Origin of the sequence: Pseudomonas paraveronii (genome assembly GCF_963681955.1) — a bacterium.
Lineage (GTDB): Bacteria > Pseudomonadota > Gammaproteobacteria > Pseudomonadales > Pseudomonadaceae > Aquipseudomonas > Aquipseudomonas paraveronii.
The window spans coordinates 3,536,844-3,552,873 of record NZ_OY817130.1; the positions used below are offsets into that span (position 1 = coordinate 3,536,844).

Sequence of the window (16,030 nt, forward strand, 5' to 3'; positions counted from 1 at the left end):
CTAAAACCATAACCGGCTACCGCATCCAAGCCACACCGCGGATTACCGTGCAAGGGCACGTCTTTATTCAACATAAAGGAATACCCATGCCAGACCGCAATCCCCCCCTCGCCGCCCACCCGCTCCGGGAAGCGGTTCAAGCCCAGTTTCTCAAGCGCCCGACCCTGCGCTCAGTCACCGCGCAAATGCTGGCGCGCAACCTGGCGGAAAAATACCCGCCGCTGACGCAACCCGTCGCCGACCTGCGCCTGGCCGTGCCCCGTGACGGTGGCGGGCGGGCGTTGCTGCCATTGCTGGAGGTCGCGCTGAGCCATCTCGCCGACGGCAGCTTTCCCGATGTGTCGGCGCGCCAAGGCCTGGATAGCTACTTGAGCGATACCAGCGGCGCGCGGCTCAGTTATCCGGCCAATGGCACCCACGCCTATGCTCTTGACGTCATCGAGGCCATCATTCGCGAACTGCCGTCGCTGCTGTTCATCGGCTTCCAAGACGCCTTGGCCGCCTATTGGGGCGAAGACAGCGACGCTGGCGGCAGCCGCTGGAAATGGCTGGCCAACGTGCTGCAAGGCGCGCTGCTCGACTCTGCCGCACGCCACGCCCAACCGCTGAACATCCTCAATACGCTGGCACGCTACCCCGACCGCACAACCCGCGCACGCCGCCCGGCCCCCGACAACACGATTCATGCCTATACGCTGCAAGCCCACCTGACGCACGCAGGCAGCCTGCTCACATTGCAAGCGAGCGACCTGCTGGTGGTGTGCCGCGAACAGGTGTTGCTGTGCCGTCTATCCGGCGAAATCGAGGCCTATCGGGACCTGGACACCTTCGGCCAAGCCTGGGCCGACCGCCTGCAACAGCGCTTCAGTGCCGACAGCATCACCTGGCAGCAGTACGAACCCGACGGCAATATTTTCGAGGTCCAGGCCGCGCTGATCCTCAACCAGCAATTGGAGGACCTGGCCGCCCTTCAACTCCCGGCCAACACCACGGTGCAGGCCCTGGAACAACGGTTTGCCGCGATCACCCAACCGGCGCGGGATTTCTCCAGCGCCAGCGGTACAGCGCTGGCTACGCTGGCGTCCATCCAGGCCGCCCTGCCCGACTGGCTGCAACGCGCCAGCGCCGCCGACCGCCTGGCCTACCGCGAATGCCTGCTTGAACAGGCCGCGATCAAGCGCCAGACCCTCGGCGACTCAGATTTCGATGCCCTGGAAACCCTGCGCAGCTACGCCACCGAACACTTGAACCACCAGTTGTGCCTGGATCGCGCCGTCGCCCTGGGCAGCCAGCGCACCTGCAACGACGCGGCACGCGCCGCCGGCTACCGGGCCGATGAGTTGACCCTGACCTTTCATGTCGCGGTGGGCAGCCTTGCAGGCGGTTACATCGAGCCGGTCTCCATGAGCCTGGTGGACCTGGCGTTGAAGAACCTGTCGGGAAGCCCCAAAGGGCGCATGACCCTCAGCCATCGCACCGGCCGTGCGCTCGAAGCGTGGTTGACGCCCGCCTACGTGCTGCAACTGGTCCAGCGTGTGGACATCGGCAGCAACTACCCCGCCTACCTGCGTCGGGAGTTGATGAGCGACACGGAGGTGGCGCGCAAACGCCAGCGCCTGTTCGCGCAACAGCGGCCCGTTCACCTGAAAACCCAGGCGTTGGAGCACGCGATCAGAGGCGAAGCGGGCCTGACCGCACGCGGCGCCCGCTGCGTGCGGGCGCTGCTCGCCGCCAACCCGCTGGCGCGCCGGGTCGATGGCGACGAAATCGTGATCCGCCCCCTGGCCTTTCTGCGCACGCCTGCGGCCACGGCGGATGTGGTGCAAAACATGTTCATCATCGAACCCCTCGACACCCGCCGAGGCCCGCACCTGCTGTACCGTCCGGCCTATCGCGATTCGCTGCTCGAATTCGCCAGCCGCGAGCAGCTGTTGGCGGCTATCGTGCAACCCGGTGCGCTACAGGAAAGCGTGCTGACCTGGCTCGCCGACCCGGCCAGGGCGATCTACAGCAACGGCGGGTTCAGCCAGCCGCACATCATACGCATCGGCATCGGCTCGGAGTTCGACCGGCTGCCCGAGGTGCCCAAACCCGCCGAACTGGCGGCGGCCGGCGATGCGAGCAGCGATGAAATCCTGCAAGCGCTCAGCCACGGCAGCCTGATGGACTATCTGTTCGGCTGCGAAACCCGCCAGTTGCTGGACCAGGCCGAGCGCGAGTCGACCTCGAACACACAAAGCCGCTGGGCGTTGATCCTCGAAGGCATGCAATTGGGCTTCAACACCTTGTTGATGGCCGTGCGCGGGCCCCTGGCGACGATCGGCTGGCTGATCCAGGCGACACAAAGCCTGACCCAGGACCTGCCGGCGCTGGAGAGCCCTGACCCCAGGGCGAAGGAGTTGGCGTGGGTCGACCTGCTGCTCAACATCGGCATGCTGCTGGTGCATCAAGGCCCCCTCAGCGCGCACACCGCCAGCCCTGTGCTCGACGAACAGCCCGCAACGCGCGCGCCCGGCCAGATCACCCGGCAGGCGGCGGTGGTCGAACGCGGCGTCATCGGCCTGCCCAGCGAACCACCCGGCGGCGGCCGCACCCTGTTGGACTTCGACCACTCATTGGCCGGCGACACGGCCGCGGCCGCGCTGCTGGAGAAACTGCGCGCCGTCAACGTGCCGTGGCCCGTGCCGGCTCCCGCGCCGATCGACATCGGGCCTCACCAAGGGTTGTACCGCATCGACGGCCTGTGGCATGCCTCGGTGGCGGGCCTGCTATTCCGGGTCAGCATTGTCCCGGGCTTCGGCGACGTGTTCATCATTCACCCACAAAAACCCGAGCATCCCGGGATTCAACTGAGGACCGACGGCAACGGTCATTGGACGCTGGACCGCGGGCTCAAACTGCTGGGTGGCGGCCCCAAACGTATGGCCGCCTTGCGCGAAGAAAACCTGCGCCGTAAAAAAGAAGTGATCGCCCGCGTGCAGGTGCTCAGCGAAGACATGCAGCACCTGATGGCGCCCTTCCAGGCAGCCGCGACGCAGATATCACCGGCCCTGGATACCTTGGTGAAACAACGTAAGACCGTGCAATTGGTGTGGAACCTCCTGCAAAAAGCCAGCGACCAACAAAGGCCCGCCCTGGAAGCACGGCATCAGCGCGAAACCCTCAAACATCAGCAATTGCGCACCGAGTTCAAGATTCTGCTGGAGAACCTGGAACTGCTGTTTGCCCAATCGCTGACCCCGCGCCTGGAAATGGTCAAATTGGGTGTGGAGCTGGAAAAGGTCGGCGGCGCCGGCATCCATGTGCATGATCGCGCCCAGATTCTCAAGACGATTTGGGATCAACAACTGTTTATCCATGAGCTGCTGTTGGGCCGGTTGAACGCCGTGCGTTTTTCCAGCGCCGGTGAACCCATGGCGCGGATGGCGCGCCGCATGTTCGTAAACAACTTGCTGGGCGACACAGCGGTCTACGACGAATACGTGCGCAACGCCATCGAGTCGGCGGACATTCGCCAGCACATGGCCGACGTCTCCACCGCCATGGAAACTACCCTGGAACAGCTGGAAAGCGATTCGCTGGCCGGGCGCACGATACGCCAGGCGCTGCTGGCACAGATCGAATACCCGCAGAATTTTTTCCCCGACAACCTGCGGCTCAACGCCCTCGACTACCTGGCCGTCACCAGCGTGGAGATGACCGACATACGCCTGCCGCCGCAGGAAGAACTGTACGTCAAACGCCTGGAGCAAACCGACCTGAGCGAGGCGTTGCTGTCTCATGTCGAAGTGCGCAGCAGCACCGAATACACCCTGGTCGAACAACGGGATGTGTACGAGAGCGTGCTGAAAAAGTACCGCCGTTATGAAGAGGCGATCCGCGTACTCAAGGCGCTCAACCCGAGCCGCCTGCGCCCGCAGGCTGAACGTCTGCTGGCGGGCCTCGAATACGCCCAGGCGCTGGCGAACAGCGAGCTGGAAGCGGTGGTGCGCAAGCAGGAAGCGTTGGAGGTGGTGCTGCCGCTGTCGAAAACCCTGCGCGCCAAGGCGCCGACAAAGCGCGTGTTCAAGACCCGCAAAAAAGAGTATTTGATCGGCGAACTCAAGCCGGCCGATGCGCAGCACCCCGAGGAACGCTTCACCCTCACCGATACGCTGACCGGTGAAGCCGTTGCCTCCTTCAACAAGCATGCGGACGGCTGGGCGACCACCGCCGAGCAGCCCTCCCCAGCCCCCATGCCGGCGCCGCGAGGCCGCACACTGGCGACCCTCAAAGGCCTGGCCCAGGACCTGATCGAACAGCGTAGCGGCATTGAGCGTGTCATTGCCAGCGACCAGCAAAAGCTCGATTCACCCCTCACACGCCAACAGGTCAACCCTGGCGACTGGGATGAGCTGCTCAGCGGGCACGCAAACAAACTCACGGCGCTGGCCGCGGAAATCCAGCGCGACCACCTCGACAAACCCTCGGCCCAGGACCTGATCGATGAGTACCAGGCCCAGGCCCGCGACATGCTGCGCCTGGCGGAACGGGTGTGCAGCGAAGGCTACAAGCGTCAGTGGCCGACCCAGGAAAGCCTCGACTACCTGTGGCAGCACCAGCAGATCGATATCAACCTGACCAGCCTGGCCGACCCGCAACGGCCAACCCTCAGTGGCGACTTCTTCACCGAGTACGCGGTGTACGACAAAGCGCAAAAACCGCCGACGGTGTTGTGGTATGCCCACTTCCATTACGCCAGCGCCGACGCCCCGCCCGCGCACTATACCCGCGCCCATCTGAAACTGGCGGAGCAGCGCAAATACACGCAGAAGGATTTGCTCAAGCAACACGTCCAGGCCAGCTTGCGCAACCCCCAGGAGCCGGGCGCCGAGCCGATCAGGCGGATTGTCTACGTATTGATCACGCCGCCGGTGGATCAGCTGTTCCTGGCGATCGCGCCCACACCGCGCGCAAGCCGATAAGCGCGGCGTGACGTTGTCGGTGGGGGCGCAACCGCCCCCACCGCTGCACTCAGTGGGCGAACAGCGAATTGCCTTTCTGCCCGGCCAACTTCTCCGGTTTGATCAGGAACCTTGCCAGCGCCGGCAGCAGCCACAGCGCACCGAACATGTTCCACAGCAGCATGAAGGTCAGCATCAGGCCCATGTCGGCCTGGAACTTGATCGCCGAGAAGATCCAGGTACACACGCCGATCGCCAGGCACAACCCGGTAAACAGCACGGCCTTCCCCGTGGACTTGAGCGTCTGGTAATACGCCTCTTGCAGCGGCAAACCGGCGCGCAGGTAACTTTCCAGACGGCTGTAGATGTATATGCCGTAGTCCACGCCGATCCCCACGCCCAGCGCCACCACCGGCAAGGTCGCGACCTTGACGCCAATGCCCATGAACGCCATCAGCGCGTTGCCCAGCACCGACGTCAGTACCAGCGGCAGCACGATGCACAGGGTCGCCGCCCAGGAGCGGAAGGTGATCATGCACATGGTCGCCACGCACAGGTACACCAGGGCCAGGATGGTCAGCTCCGACGCCTTGATCACCTCGTTGGTGGCCGCCTCGATCCCGGCGTTACCGGCGGCGAGGATGAATTCCAGGCCGTCCTTGTTGTTTTCCTTGGCGAAGTCCTGCACCGCATGCACGGCGCGGTCGAGGGTTTCGGCCTTGTGGTCGTTGAGGAACACCAGCACCGGCGCCAGCGAACAGTTGTTGTTGTACAGGCCATCGGCGCGGGCGATGGAGTTGTTCAGCACGTCCGGGTTGCGCGACAGGGTTTCCCATTTCAGGTTGCCCTCGTTCATGCCCTTGATCATCTGCTTGGACACGGTCACCAGCGAGATCGCCGACTGCACGCCCTCGGTGTTCTGCATCTTCCACATCAACTGGTCGATGGGCGCCATGGCTTCATAACGCGAACAGCCTTCGGCCTTGGTCTTGACCATCACCACCAGCACGTCGGAACTGGTGGAGTAATTGCTGATGATGAAATTGTTGTCCTTGTTGTAGCGCGAATCCGGACGCAGCTCCGGCGCGCCTTGATCCAAGTCGCCGATCTTGAGGTTCTGGCTGTACCAGAGGCCGCCGCCAAACGCGACCAGCGCCAGGGCCACGGAAATCGGCGCGACTTTCGGGTTGGCGAAATTCGACAGCAGGCGCCAGAACGGGTGCTCGCGATTCGCGTCTTTCTTGCTTCTGGCGACGGCGCGCTTGCTGATACCGGCATAGGAAATCGCCACCGGCAGCAGGATCAGGTTGGTAAACACGATCACCGCCACGCCGATGGACGCGCCGATGGCCAGTTCCCGGATCACGCCGATGTCGATGATCAACAGCGTAATGAAACCCACCGCATCCGCCAGAATCGCGATCATCCCCGGCAGGAACAGTTGCCGGAAGGTGCGCCGTGCGGCCGTCAGCGCGTTGTCTGCGTCGCTCGATTGCAGGGCGATACCGTTGATCTTCTGCACGCCGTGGGAAATACCGATGGCAAAGATCAGGAACGGCACCAGCATCGAATACGGATCGAGCCCGAAGCCGAAGAAGTGCATCAAGCCGAGTTGCCAGACCACCGCCACCAACGTGGTGCTCAACACCGCGACGGTACTGCGCAGGCAGTTGGTGAACCACAGCAACAGCACCAGGGTGATGACGAAGGCAATGCCGAAGAACAGCACGACCATCACCAGCCCGTCGATCAGGTCACCGACCTTCTTGGCGAAACCGACGATGTGGATCTTGACGTTGGGGTTCTGCGCTTCGAATTTGGTGCGGATCTTGTCTTCCAGTTCATGGGAGAACTGCCGATAGTCCAGCGCCAGCAACTTGCCCTGGTCCTGCGGGTCCGGGTAGGACTCCAGCAGCGGAATGTCGACGATGCTCGACTTGAAGTCGTTGGACACCAGCCGCCCAACCTGGCCGGACTTGAGCACGTTGTTGCGCAGTTGATCGAGGCTTTGCGGCGAACCGTTGTAGCTCTGCGGGATCACTTCACCGCCGGCAAAACCTTCTTCGGTCACTTCGGTCCAGCGCACGCTGGGGCTCCACAGCGACTTGAGGCCCGAGCGGTCGACGCCAGAGATGTAGAACACCTCGTCGTTGATCTGGCGCAGGGTCTCCATGTAGTCCTTGGTGAAGATGTCACCGTCCTTGGCCTCCACCGAAATACGCACGGTGTTGCCCAGGTTGGCCAGGTCGTTGCGGTGCTCCATCATCTTTTCGATGAAGGGGTGCTTGAGCGGGATCATCTTTTCGAAGCTGGTGGACGGGCGAATCAACGTCGCCTGCCAGAACAGGAAAATGCTCACCAGCAGACAGATGACGATCACTGCCGGGCGGTTGTTGAAGATCAGGCGCTCAAGAAAGGTCGCTTTATCGTTGTGATGACTGCTCATTCTTTCCCCGCCTTCTTATTGTTTTGTGGGTTCGGCGCCGGTTGGCGTAGCTACACGAACACCACCCTGCCCGACCAGAACCAAGTTGCCATTGCCCGCCGCCGTCACCGCCGAGAGTGAAATACGGTCCGGGCGATTGAACACGCTGAAGGTCTGGCCGTCGTCATGGCTGACCACCACGCTGCCGCCGTTACCGACCACCACCAGCGCGCCGTCAGCGAGCAAGGTCGCCCCGGACAAGCCGAACTCCAGGGCGCCGCGCGCCGCCTTCAGCTCGACCTGCGCCCAGGTGCTGCCGAAATCCGTGGAACGGTAGAGGTTGCCGCGCAAGCCATAGGCCAACAGGGTGTGCGGCTGGGCGGTGGCGATCACGCCGAACAGCGAGCCATTGTACGGGCCTTCGAGTTTTTCCCAGGTCTGGCCGTCGTCGCTGGAGCGGAACATGCTGCCCTGCTCGCCGACGATAAACAGGCCGGCGTCCTTGATAGAGGCGATGGCGTTGAGGTGGAACTGGTCTTCGTTGTCGAGGCGGTCGCTGACGTCCTCCCAGGTTTTACCGCCGTCGGTGGTTTCGATCAGCGCCCCATAGGCGCCGACGGCGAGGCCGTGGTGGGCGTCGTTGAACCACACGTCGAGCAACGGCGCTTCGCGCTTGAGGTCCTGGTATTGCTGGGTCCAGGTGGCGCCGCCGTCGGTGCTGGCCAGGATCTGCGCATCGTGGCCGACGGCCCAACCTTGCTGGTCATCGACAAAAAACACCGCCGTGAGCAACTGGCGGGTGGGGACTTTGGCTTGGGTCCAGGTGCTGCCCTGGTCATCGGAATAGAGGATGTGCCCGCGATCACCGACCGCCACCAGACGCGAGCCTGCGTGGACTACGTCGATCATCAGGCCTTTGGCGGCCTTGGGGGATTCAATCGCCAACACCGGCTGTAAGGGGGTATCGCTGGCTGCCAGCACGAGTGCCGGCAACGCGGCACCTGCAAACAGCGAGAGCGCTGTGGCCAGCAACGCAACCCTGCGTGCGGCGCGTGGGCGGCAAACAACCCAACCCATGACAGGCTCACTCATAGACCTTTCTCCCATTTATTATTGTTAGGTCGTCTTACCTTCCCGGGCTCTGAAACCTGCAATCTAGAGCGCCTGGAGGAAGCAGGGGCCATCCTATCGGGGTTTCGAATCGTCTGACAATCGACGCTACGTTATCTTTTGTTAACTGGCGGCTTTTGGCCATGCGCTGAATGTAGCCCCATCAACCGCAATGATGCGGGCGCAGGAATGAATTTTTTTTTCCACATCTTGAATTATTTGAATTTATATTCCATTAATAGCCTCCCTGAAAACAATAATCCAAAGGACCACGGCGATGCGCGAACTCGGAATCGGCCTGATCGGCACTGGCTTCATGGGCCGTGCCCATGCCTTGGCGTTCAATAACGCCCGCACGGTATTTGAACTGCCGGTCAGCCTCAAACTGGCCGCCCTGGCCGATGCCGACACCGAACGCGCCCAGCGCTGCGCCAACGCCTGGGGGTTTGCCCAGGCCCATGGCGACTGGCACGCACTGGTCAACGACCCCACGGTCGATGTGGTGGCGATCACCACGCCGAACCATTTGCACTACCCCATGGCCATGGCCGCGATTACCGCGGGCAAGGCGGTGTACTGCGAAAAACCCCTGGCCGTCAGCCTCGAGCAGGCCGACGCGATGCGCCGCGCGGCCAGTGCGGCGGGCGTGGTGACGCGAGTCGGCTACAACTACCAGCACAACCCGATGATCGGGTGGGCAAAGCAGATCATCGCCAACGGTGAATTGGGCGACATCATCAGTTTCCAGGGAGAGTTCAGCGAAGACTTCATGGCCGACCCGACCTCACCCTGGTCGTGGCGCTGCGAAGTGGAACATGCCGGTGGCGCCCTGGCGGACCTGGGCAGTCACTTGCTGTCGATGGCACGCTATCTGGTGGGCGATGTGGTCAGCGTGTGTGCCGATACACAGACCGTGCATGCCCTGCGCCCCGCCGTCAAAGGCGGCGACACACTCAAATCCATCGCTGTGGATGACCAGGTGCACGCCCTGCTGCGTTTCGCCAACGGCGCGCGCGGCACAGTGAGCAGCAGTTGGCTCAAGCACGGCTACAAGAACCACCTGGGTTTTGAGATCAGCGGGACGCAAGGCACGTTGGCCTTCGATCAGGAGCGCTTGAATGAACTGCGCCTGTGCCGCAAGGGCCAGGACGGTTTCCAACGCTTGCTGGCCGGCCCCGCCCTGCCCGGCTACGCGGCGTTCAGCCCGGCCGCCGGTCATCAGTTGGGCTACAACGAATTGAAAACGCTGGAAGTGCAGGAGTTGATCATGGCCGTGACCGGCCAGGGCGCGGACGGCAGCGACTTTGAAGCGGCGTGGGCGGTCGAGCGCCTGGCGACGGCGATTCGGGTGGCGGCTCGAGAACAACGCTGGGTCAATGTGAACTCGGTCTGAAATGTGGGAGGGGGCTTGCCCCCGATGGCGGTGGGTCAGTCATGCATGTATTGACTGACACACTGCTATCGGGGGCAAGCCCCCTCCCACATTTTGATCATCGACACCTTCGAATTAGCGCAGCGCGCGGCACAGCACCTTGCCCACCGTGGTCTTGGGCAGCTCTGTGCTGCGAAACTCCACAAACTTGGGCACCTTGTCCCCCGTCAGGTATTCCCGGCAATAGGAGTTGATCATGGCCGTGACCGGCCAAGGCGCGGACGGCAGCGACTTTGAAGCGGCGTGGGCGGTCGAGCGGCTGGCGACGGCGATTCGGGTGGCGGCTCGGGAACAACGCTGGGTCAATGTGAACTCGGTCTGAAATGTGGGAGGGGGCTTGCCCCCGATGGCGGTGGGTCAGTCATGCATGTATTGACTGACACACTGCTATCGGGGGCTTGCCCCCTCCCACATTTTGATCATCGACACCTTCGAATTAGCGCAGCGCGCGGCGCAGCACCTTGCCCACTGTGGTCTTGGGCAGCTCTGTGCTGCGAAACTCCACAAACTTGGGCACCTTGTACCCCGTCAGGTATTCCCGGCAATAGGCGTTGATCATGGCCGTGACCGGCCAGGGCGCGGACGGCAGCGACTTTGAAGCGGCGTGGGCGGTCGAGCGCCTGGCGGCGGCGATTCGGGTGGCGGCTCGAGAACAACGCTGGGTCAATGTGAACTCGGTCTGAAATGTGGGAGGGGGCTTGCCCCCGATGGCGGTGGATCAGTCATGCATGTATTGACTGACACACTGCTATCGGGGGCAAGTCGAATCGTCGCACCGCCCCTCCCACATTTTGATCATCGACACCTTCGAATTAGCGCAGCGCGCGGCGCAGCACCTTGCCCACTGTGGTCTTGGGCAGCTCTGTGCTGCGAAACTCAACAAACTTGGGCACCTTGTACCCCGTCAGGTATTCCCGGCAATGGGCCAGGAGCTGCTCCTGGGTCAGGTTCGGGTCCTTGCGCACCACGATGATCTTCACCCGCTCGCCGGTCACGCCATCTTCCACGCCGATCGCCGCCACTTCAGCGACGCCGGGGTGCAGCGCCACCACGTCTTCGATTTCATTGGGGTACACGTTGAAGCCCGAGACCAGGATCAGGTCCTTCTTGCGGTCGACCAGGCGGATATAGCCGCGCGCATCCATCACCCCGATATCACCGGTCGACAGCCAGCCCTCGGCATCCAGCACTTCGGCGGTTTCCTTGGGCCGCTTCCAGTAGCCCTGCATCACCTGCGGGCCGCGCACTTGCAGTTCGCCCTGCTCGCCAAGCGCGGCCAACTGGCCGTCTTCCCGCATAAAACGCACCCAGGTCGATGGCAAGGGCACGCCGATGCTGCCGGTGAATTCCATCTCGCGCATGCGTGAAATATCGATGGGGCTGATGCTCACCACCGGCGAGCATTCGGTCAGCCCGTAGCCTTCGATGATCGGCAGTCCGGTGACTGCCTTCCAGCGCTTGGCCACCGCCGTGTGCGTGGCCATGCCGCCGGCGATCACCATGCGCAGGGCGGAAAAGTCCCGCGCGCAGAACTCCTGGTTCTCCAGCAGGCCGTTAAACAGCGTGTTGACCCCGGCAATCCCGTTGAAGCGCTCCTTGCGCAGGATCATCTGCACGCGTTTCACGTCCCGCGGGTTGGCGATCAGGATGTTGCGCCCGCCCAGGCACATGAACATCAGGCAGTTCACCGTCAGCGAAAAGATGTGATACAGCGGCAGCAAGGTGACGTTGGTTTCCTGCTGATCCTGGTCCAATTGGTTGCCGACCCAGGCCTTGGCTTGCAGCAGGTTGGCGATGATGTTGCGATGGCTGAGCATCACGCCCTTGGCGTCACCCGTGGTGCCGCCGGTGTATTGCAGGAAGGCCAGGTCGTCGAGGTGCATGTCCACCGGAAAATGGTTCAGTGCCCGTCCCTGTTTCAGCGCCTGATTGAACCGCACCGCCCCGCGCAGGTTGAACCTGGGCACCTGCTTCTGCACGCGGCGCAGGATGAAGTTCATCGCCGCGCCCTTGAAGGTGCCGAGCAAGTCGCCGATGGTCGCCACCACCACGCGCTTGACGCTGCTGCCGGGGATGACTTTTTCCAGGGTGTGCGCGAAGTTCTCGAAGATCACCACGGTCTCGGCGCCGCTGTCATTGAGCAAATGCTTGAGCTCATGGGCGGTGTACAGCGGGTTGACGTTGACCACCACCGCTCCGGCCAGGATCGTCCCCAGCAGGCAGATCGGGTACTGCAAGCAGTTGGGCATCATCAGCGCCACGCGGTCGCCGGTCTTCACGCCCTGGCCTTGCAGCCAGGCGGCAAACGCGACGCCTTGTACCTGCCAGTCGGCGTAGGTCATTTCAGTGCCAATGCTGACGTAGGCCACCCGTTCGCGGAATTTTTCCAGGTGCTCCAGGAACACCTCGCGCAGCGACGGGTAGTCCTCGATACCGGCATCGATGTCCGCCGGGACGCCAGGCAGGTAAGCGTTCAACCAGACCCGTTCGGTGTGTTCCAGGCTGATAGCGTTCATGGCAGTCTCCTTATTGTTGTTTTTGATAGCGCTACTTTTCGACGATGGCGGTAATGCCCAGCCCGCCCGCCGCACAGATCGAAATCAGGCCGCGACCGCCGCCGCGCTCGTGAATGGCCTTGGCCAACGCCGCTAATTGCCGGCCGCCGGTCGCGGCGAAAGGATGACCGCAGCCCAGGGAGCCACCGTTGACGTTCATCTTCGCGCGGTCGATGGCGCCCAGCGGCGCGTCCAACCCCAGCCGTTCGCGGCAGTAATCGGCGTCTTCCCAGGCCTTGAGTGTGCAGAGCACCTGGGCGGCGAACGCTTCATGAATCTCGAAGAAATCGAAGTCGGCCAAGCCCAGGCCTTCGCGCTTGAGCATGCGTGGCACGGCGTAGGCCGGGGCCATCAGCAGGCCTTCGCTGCCGTCGACAAAGTTCACCGCCGCGGTCTCGCCGGTGCGCAGGTAGGCCAATACCGGCCAGCCGTGTTCGGCGGCCCACGCTTCACTGGCCAACAGCACCACCGAGGCGCCGTCGGTCAGGGGTGTGGAGTTGCCCGCCGTGAGCGTGCCGTTCGGGCGGTCATAGGCCGGGGACAGGCTGGCGAGCTTCTCCAGGCTGGTGTCGGCGCGCAGGTTGTTGTCCCGCGCCAGGTCGCGATGGGGGCTGATCAGGTCGTCGAAGAAGCCGCGGTTGTAAGCAGCGTCCAGCCGTTGGTGGCTGGTGAGGGTCAATTCATCCTGGGCCAGGCGCTTGATCTGCCAGCGCCTGGCCATTTCTTCGCAGTGCTCGCCCATGGACAGGCCGGTGCGCGGTTCGCCATTGCGCGGCAGCAGCGGCTTGAAGAACATCGACGGACGCACCTTCAGCAGCGTCTTGACCTTGTCGCCCAGGGCCTTGGCGCGATTGGCCGCAAGCAAGGTGCGGCGCAGCGCTTCATTGATGCCGATGGGAGCGTCGGACGTGGTGTCGGCGCCGCCGGCAATGCCCACCTCGATCTGGCCGAGGGCGATTTTATTCGCCACCAGCAAGGCCGCTTCCAAGCCGGTGCCGCAGGCTTGTTGCAGGTCGTAGGCCGGGGTTTGCGGGGACAGCGTGGTCGATAACAGCGACTCACGCGCCAGGTTGAAATCCCGCGAGTGCTTGATCACAGCGCCAGCGACAAACTCACCCAGACGCTGGCCGTGCAGGTTGTAGCGGTCGACCAGGCCTTGCAGTGCCGCCACCAGCAAATCCTGATTACTGTCGTGGGCATACACCGTGTTCGAACGGGCAAACGGAATACGGTTGCCGCCGATGATCGCCACGCGGCGAGTCGGGGCCGGGTTGAAGCTGTAGTCACTCATTTAAGGCTCTCATTCCAGATGAACAACCCGCGCATATGGGGCCTATCCCCGGCAACATTGCGCACTTCCAATTCACGGCGCGGGCCGGTTACCGGGCGATTCCACAGGGCAACCTGGCCGGGCAGGAAGATCGGCAGCTTGAAGTCGCAATGGGCTTCGGCCTGGTCCAGGCCACCGGGTGGCTGCTGGGAAGCCAACGCGCGGCCCAGGGTCCACATGCCATGGGCGATGGCGCGGCGAAAGCCAAACAGTTTCGCGCCGATCAGCGAGGTGTGGATCGGGTTGAAATCCCCCGAAACAGCGGCGAAACGCCGCCCCAAATCCGCCGGCAGCACCCAACGCTGGGTGCGCAACAGGCCCTCTTGCTGTAACGGCAGTCCGTCATTCCAAGGCTCCCCCAAGGGATTTTTAATCTCCCGGCGCAGGTACAGGCTGTCGCTTTCCCACACCAGGGTGCCGGCACTGTAGGCGCGGGTCGCGATGCTCAAGGCCTGCCCTTTGGGGTGGGCGACCCAGCGCTCGCAAAACACTTCCAGGCGCAGGGCCTGGCCTTCGTGCAAGCGCTGCTGCTGACGAATACGGTTGGCCAGGTGGACCATGCCGCTGGCCGGGTATGGGAAGCTCGGCCGGGTCAGCAACATCAGGTGCAACGGGAACGCCAGCACGTGGGGATAGGACAGCGGCACGCCTTGCTCACGCCGGAAACCACAGGCGCGGCCATAGGTGGCGATGTCGGCGGCCGACAACGCCACCGCCGAACGTACCAGGCGCGCCTTGGGCAACTCAGGCGCGCCGTCGAGCTTGGGTTTGCGCAGGGCGCGCACGCTGTCCAGCAGCAACTCGGTGCGCGACGGTAGCGGGTCGATGATCTGGGTCATGTCGTCCATGGTTCAGGCTCCCAGCAGGCTTTGGCCGCACACGCGCACGACTTGGCCGTTGACGCCGCCGGACGCCGGGTGAGCCAGCCAGGCGATGGTCTCGGCCACGTCGGTCGGCAGGCCGCCCTGGGACAGCGAATTCATGCGCCGCCCCGCTTCGCGGATCAGCAGCGGGATCGTTGCGGTCATCTGGGTTTCGATGAAACCGGGCGCCACCGCATTGACCGTAACCTGTTGCGCCGCCGCTAGCGGTGCCAGGCCATGGACCAGGCCGATGACACCGGCTTTGGACGTGGCGTAGTTGCTTTGCCCAAGGTTGCCGGCGATGCCGGAAATCGACGACACACAGACGATGCGCCCACCGGGGTTCAAGCCCTGGCCTTCCAGCAGCGCGTTACTCAGTTGCAACGGCGCTTCCAGGTTGACCGCCAACACACTGCGCCAGGCCACTTCGGTCATCTTGGCGATGGTCTTGTCGCGGGTGATCCCGGCGTTATGTACCACCACGTCGAAGGCGCCGTATTGGCTGACATGCGCCTGCAACAGCGCCACCGCATCCGCTGCGGTGATGTCCAGCGCCAGCGCCGAGCCACCCACACTGGCGGCGGCCTGCTGCAGCGCGTCCTGCGCCTGAGGCACGTCCACGCACACGACATGCGCGCCGTCCCGCGCCAACACCTGGGCAATCGCCAAGCCGATACCACGGGAAGCGCCAGTGACCAGTGCGCGGCGGCCGGCGAAGGGTTTGTCCCAGTTGACGCTGACGTGGCCGTCCACCGGCTTTTCCAGACGCACCACCTGCCCCGACACATAGGCCGAACGGCGCGACAGAAAGAAACGCAGGCTGCTGTCCAAGGCGTCTTCGGCCCCTGGTGCGACGTAGATCAATTGCACGGTGATCGCCCGGCGCAGTTCCTTGGCCAGCGAACGCACCAGGCCTTCGAGGGCACGCTGGGCGATGGCCTGGGGCAAGTCCTTGCAGTGTTCCGGGGCGGTGCCGAGCACCACCACGCGGCCATGCTGGGCGAGGCGCTTAGCGTTGGCGTGGAAAAATACGTAGAGCTCATCGAGCTGCTGCAGGTCGACTACGCCGGAGGCATCGAACACCGCCCCCTGCACCTTGACCGTGGACGGCGCCTTGAGGGTCGCCGCAGTGGCGGCGACCGTGTCGGTGGCGCTGAAAATCTGTTGCACTTGCGCAGTCAGGCGCCCTGCCCCGGCGACGATCACCGGGTTGGCCAGGCCTTGCTGGCCACTGCGATGGCGTTGCAGCGGCAACGGTTGCGGCAGGCCGATGGCCTGGGCCAGGCGTCGGCCCCAGGGGGAATTGACGAACGAAAGGTAGCTGTCACTCATATAAACATCCACTCTCAATACGGTATCGGCATGAGCGCCC

At 63.4% G+C, this 16,030-nt stretch carries 10 protein-coding genes and 2 pseudogenes; 4 read left to right on the forward strand and 8 right to left on the reverse strand.

What is annotated here, in order from left to right; genetic code table 11:
- The first annotated feature begins 86 nt into the window (after positions 1-86).
- Entirely contained in the window at positions 87-4,964 is a 4,878-nt protein-coding gene (locus U5A08_RS16210) for a dermonecrotic toxin domain-containing protein (protein ID WP_321847421.1), read from the forward strand.
- A gap of 49 nt (positions 4,965-5,013) precedes the next feature.
- Here U5A08_RS16210 and U5A08_RS16215 read toward each other — a convergent pair whose 3' ends face one another.
- Positions 5,014-7,389 carry an efflux RND transporter permease subunit gene (locus tag U5A08_RS16215; RefSeq protein WP_253396362.1) on the reverse strand — a complete coding sequence of 792 codons (2,376 nt, stop codon included), beginning with the start codon at positions 7,387-7,389 and terminating at the stop codon, positions 5,014-5,016.
- Between the two features lie 15 nt (positions 7,390-7,404).
- Positions 7,405-8,445 (reverse strand): WD40/YVTN/BNR-like repeat-containing protein, encoded by a 1,041-nt coding sequence (locus U5A08_RS16220; protein WP_253400398.1) that lies wholly within the window; start codon positions 8,443-8,445, stop codon positions 7,405-7,407.
- Between the two features lie 310 nt (positions 8,446-8,755).
- On the opposite strand from U5A08_RS16220, the gene U5A08_RS16225 reads away from it, so the two are divergent.
- On the forward strand, positions 8,756-9,871 hold the full coding sequence (locus U5A08_RS16225; protein WP_321847422.1) for a Gfo/Idh/MocA family protein: 1,116 nt from the start codon (positions 8,756-8,758) through the stop codon (positions 9,869-9,871).
- 114 nt (positions 9,872-9,985) lie between these two features.
- Here the strand turns inward: U5A08_RS16225 and U5A08_RS16230 are convergent, their stop codons facing one another.
- Positions 9,986-10,108 (reverse strand): hypothetical protein, encoded by a 123-nt coding sequence (locus tag U5A08_RS16230; RefSeq protein ID WP_321847423.1) that lies wholly within the window; start codon positions 10,106-10,108, stop codon positions 9,986-9,988.
- Here U5A08_RS16230 and U5A08_RS16235 point away from each other — a divergent pair.
- Positions 10,098-10,232: pseudogene (locus U5A08_RS16235) on the forward strand (gfo/Idh/MocA family oxidoreductase); the annotation flags it as partial. The gene U5A08_RS16230 and the pseudogene U5A08_RS16235 sit on opposite strands and share 11 nt — an antisense overlap.
- Before the next feature lie 114 nt (positions 10,233-10,346).
- On the opposite strand, the gene U5A08_RS16240 reads toward U5A08_RS16235, so the two are convergent.
- Entirely contained in the window at positions 10,347-10,469 is a 123-nt protein-coding gene (locus U5A08_RS16240) for a hypothetical protein (protein WP_321847425.1), read from the reverse strand.
- Between U5A08_RS16240 and U5A08_RS16245 the strand changes: the two are divergent.
- Positions 10,462-10,593 (forward strand): annotated as a pseudogene (locus U5A08_RS16245) (gfo/Idh/MocA family oxidoreductase); the annotation flags it as partial. The gene U5A08_RS16240 and the pseudogene U5A08_RS16245 overlap by 8 nt on opposite strands.
- A 129-nt stretch (positions 10,594-10,722) precedes the next feature.
- Here the strand turns inward: U5A08_RS16245 and U5A08_RS16250 are convergent.
- Genes U5A08_RS16250 through U5A08_RS16265 form a run of 4 tightly spaced genes read right to left on the reverse strand, consistent with a single transcriptional unit; the run spans position 10,723 to position 15,990 of the window.
- Positions 10,723-12,426 (reverse strand): AMP-binding protein, encoded by a 1,704-nt coding sequence (locus U5A08_RS16250; protein WP_321847426.1) that lies wholly within the window; start codon positions 12,424-12,426, stop codon positions 10,723-10,725.
- Between the two features lie 31 nt (positions 12,427-12,457).
- Positions 12,458-13,756, reverse strand: coding sequence for an acetyl-CoA C-acetyltransferase (locus U5A08_RS16255; RefSeq protein ID WP_321847427.1), 1,299 nt, complete (start codon positions 13,754-13,756; stop codon positions 12,458-12,460).
- Positions 13,753-14,643, reverse strand: coding sequence for a MaoC family dehydratase (locus U5A08_RS16260; RefSeq protein WP_253396372.1), 891 nt, complete (start codon positions 14,641-14,643; stop codon positions 13,753-13,755). The genes U5A08_RS16255 and U5A08_RS16260 overlap by 4 nt, the downstream gene beginning before the upstream one ends.
- A 3-nt stretch (positions 14,644-14,646) precedes the next feature.
- Positions 14,647-15,990 (reverse strand): 3-oxoacyl-ACP reductase, encoded by a 1,344-nt coding sequence (locus tag U5A08_RS16265; protein ID WP_253396374.1) that lies wholly within the window; start codon positions 15,988-15,990, stop codon positions 14,647-14,649.
- Between the last annotated feature and the right edge of the window lie 40 nt (positions 15,991-16,030).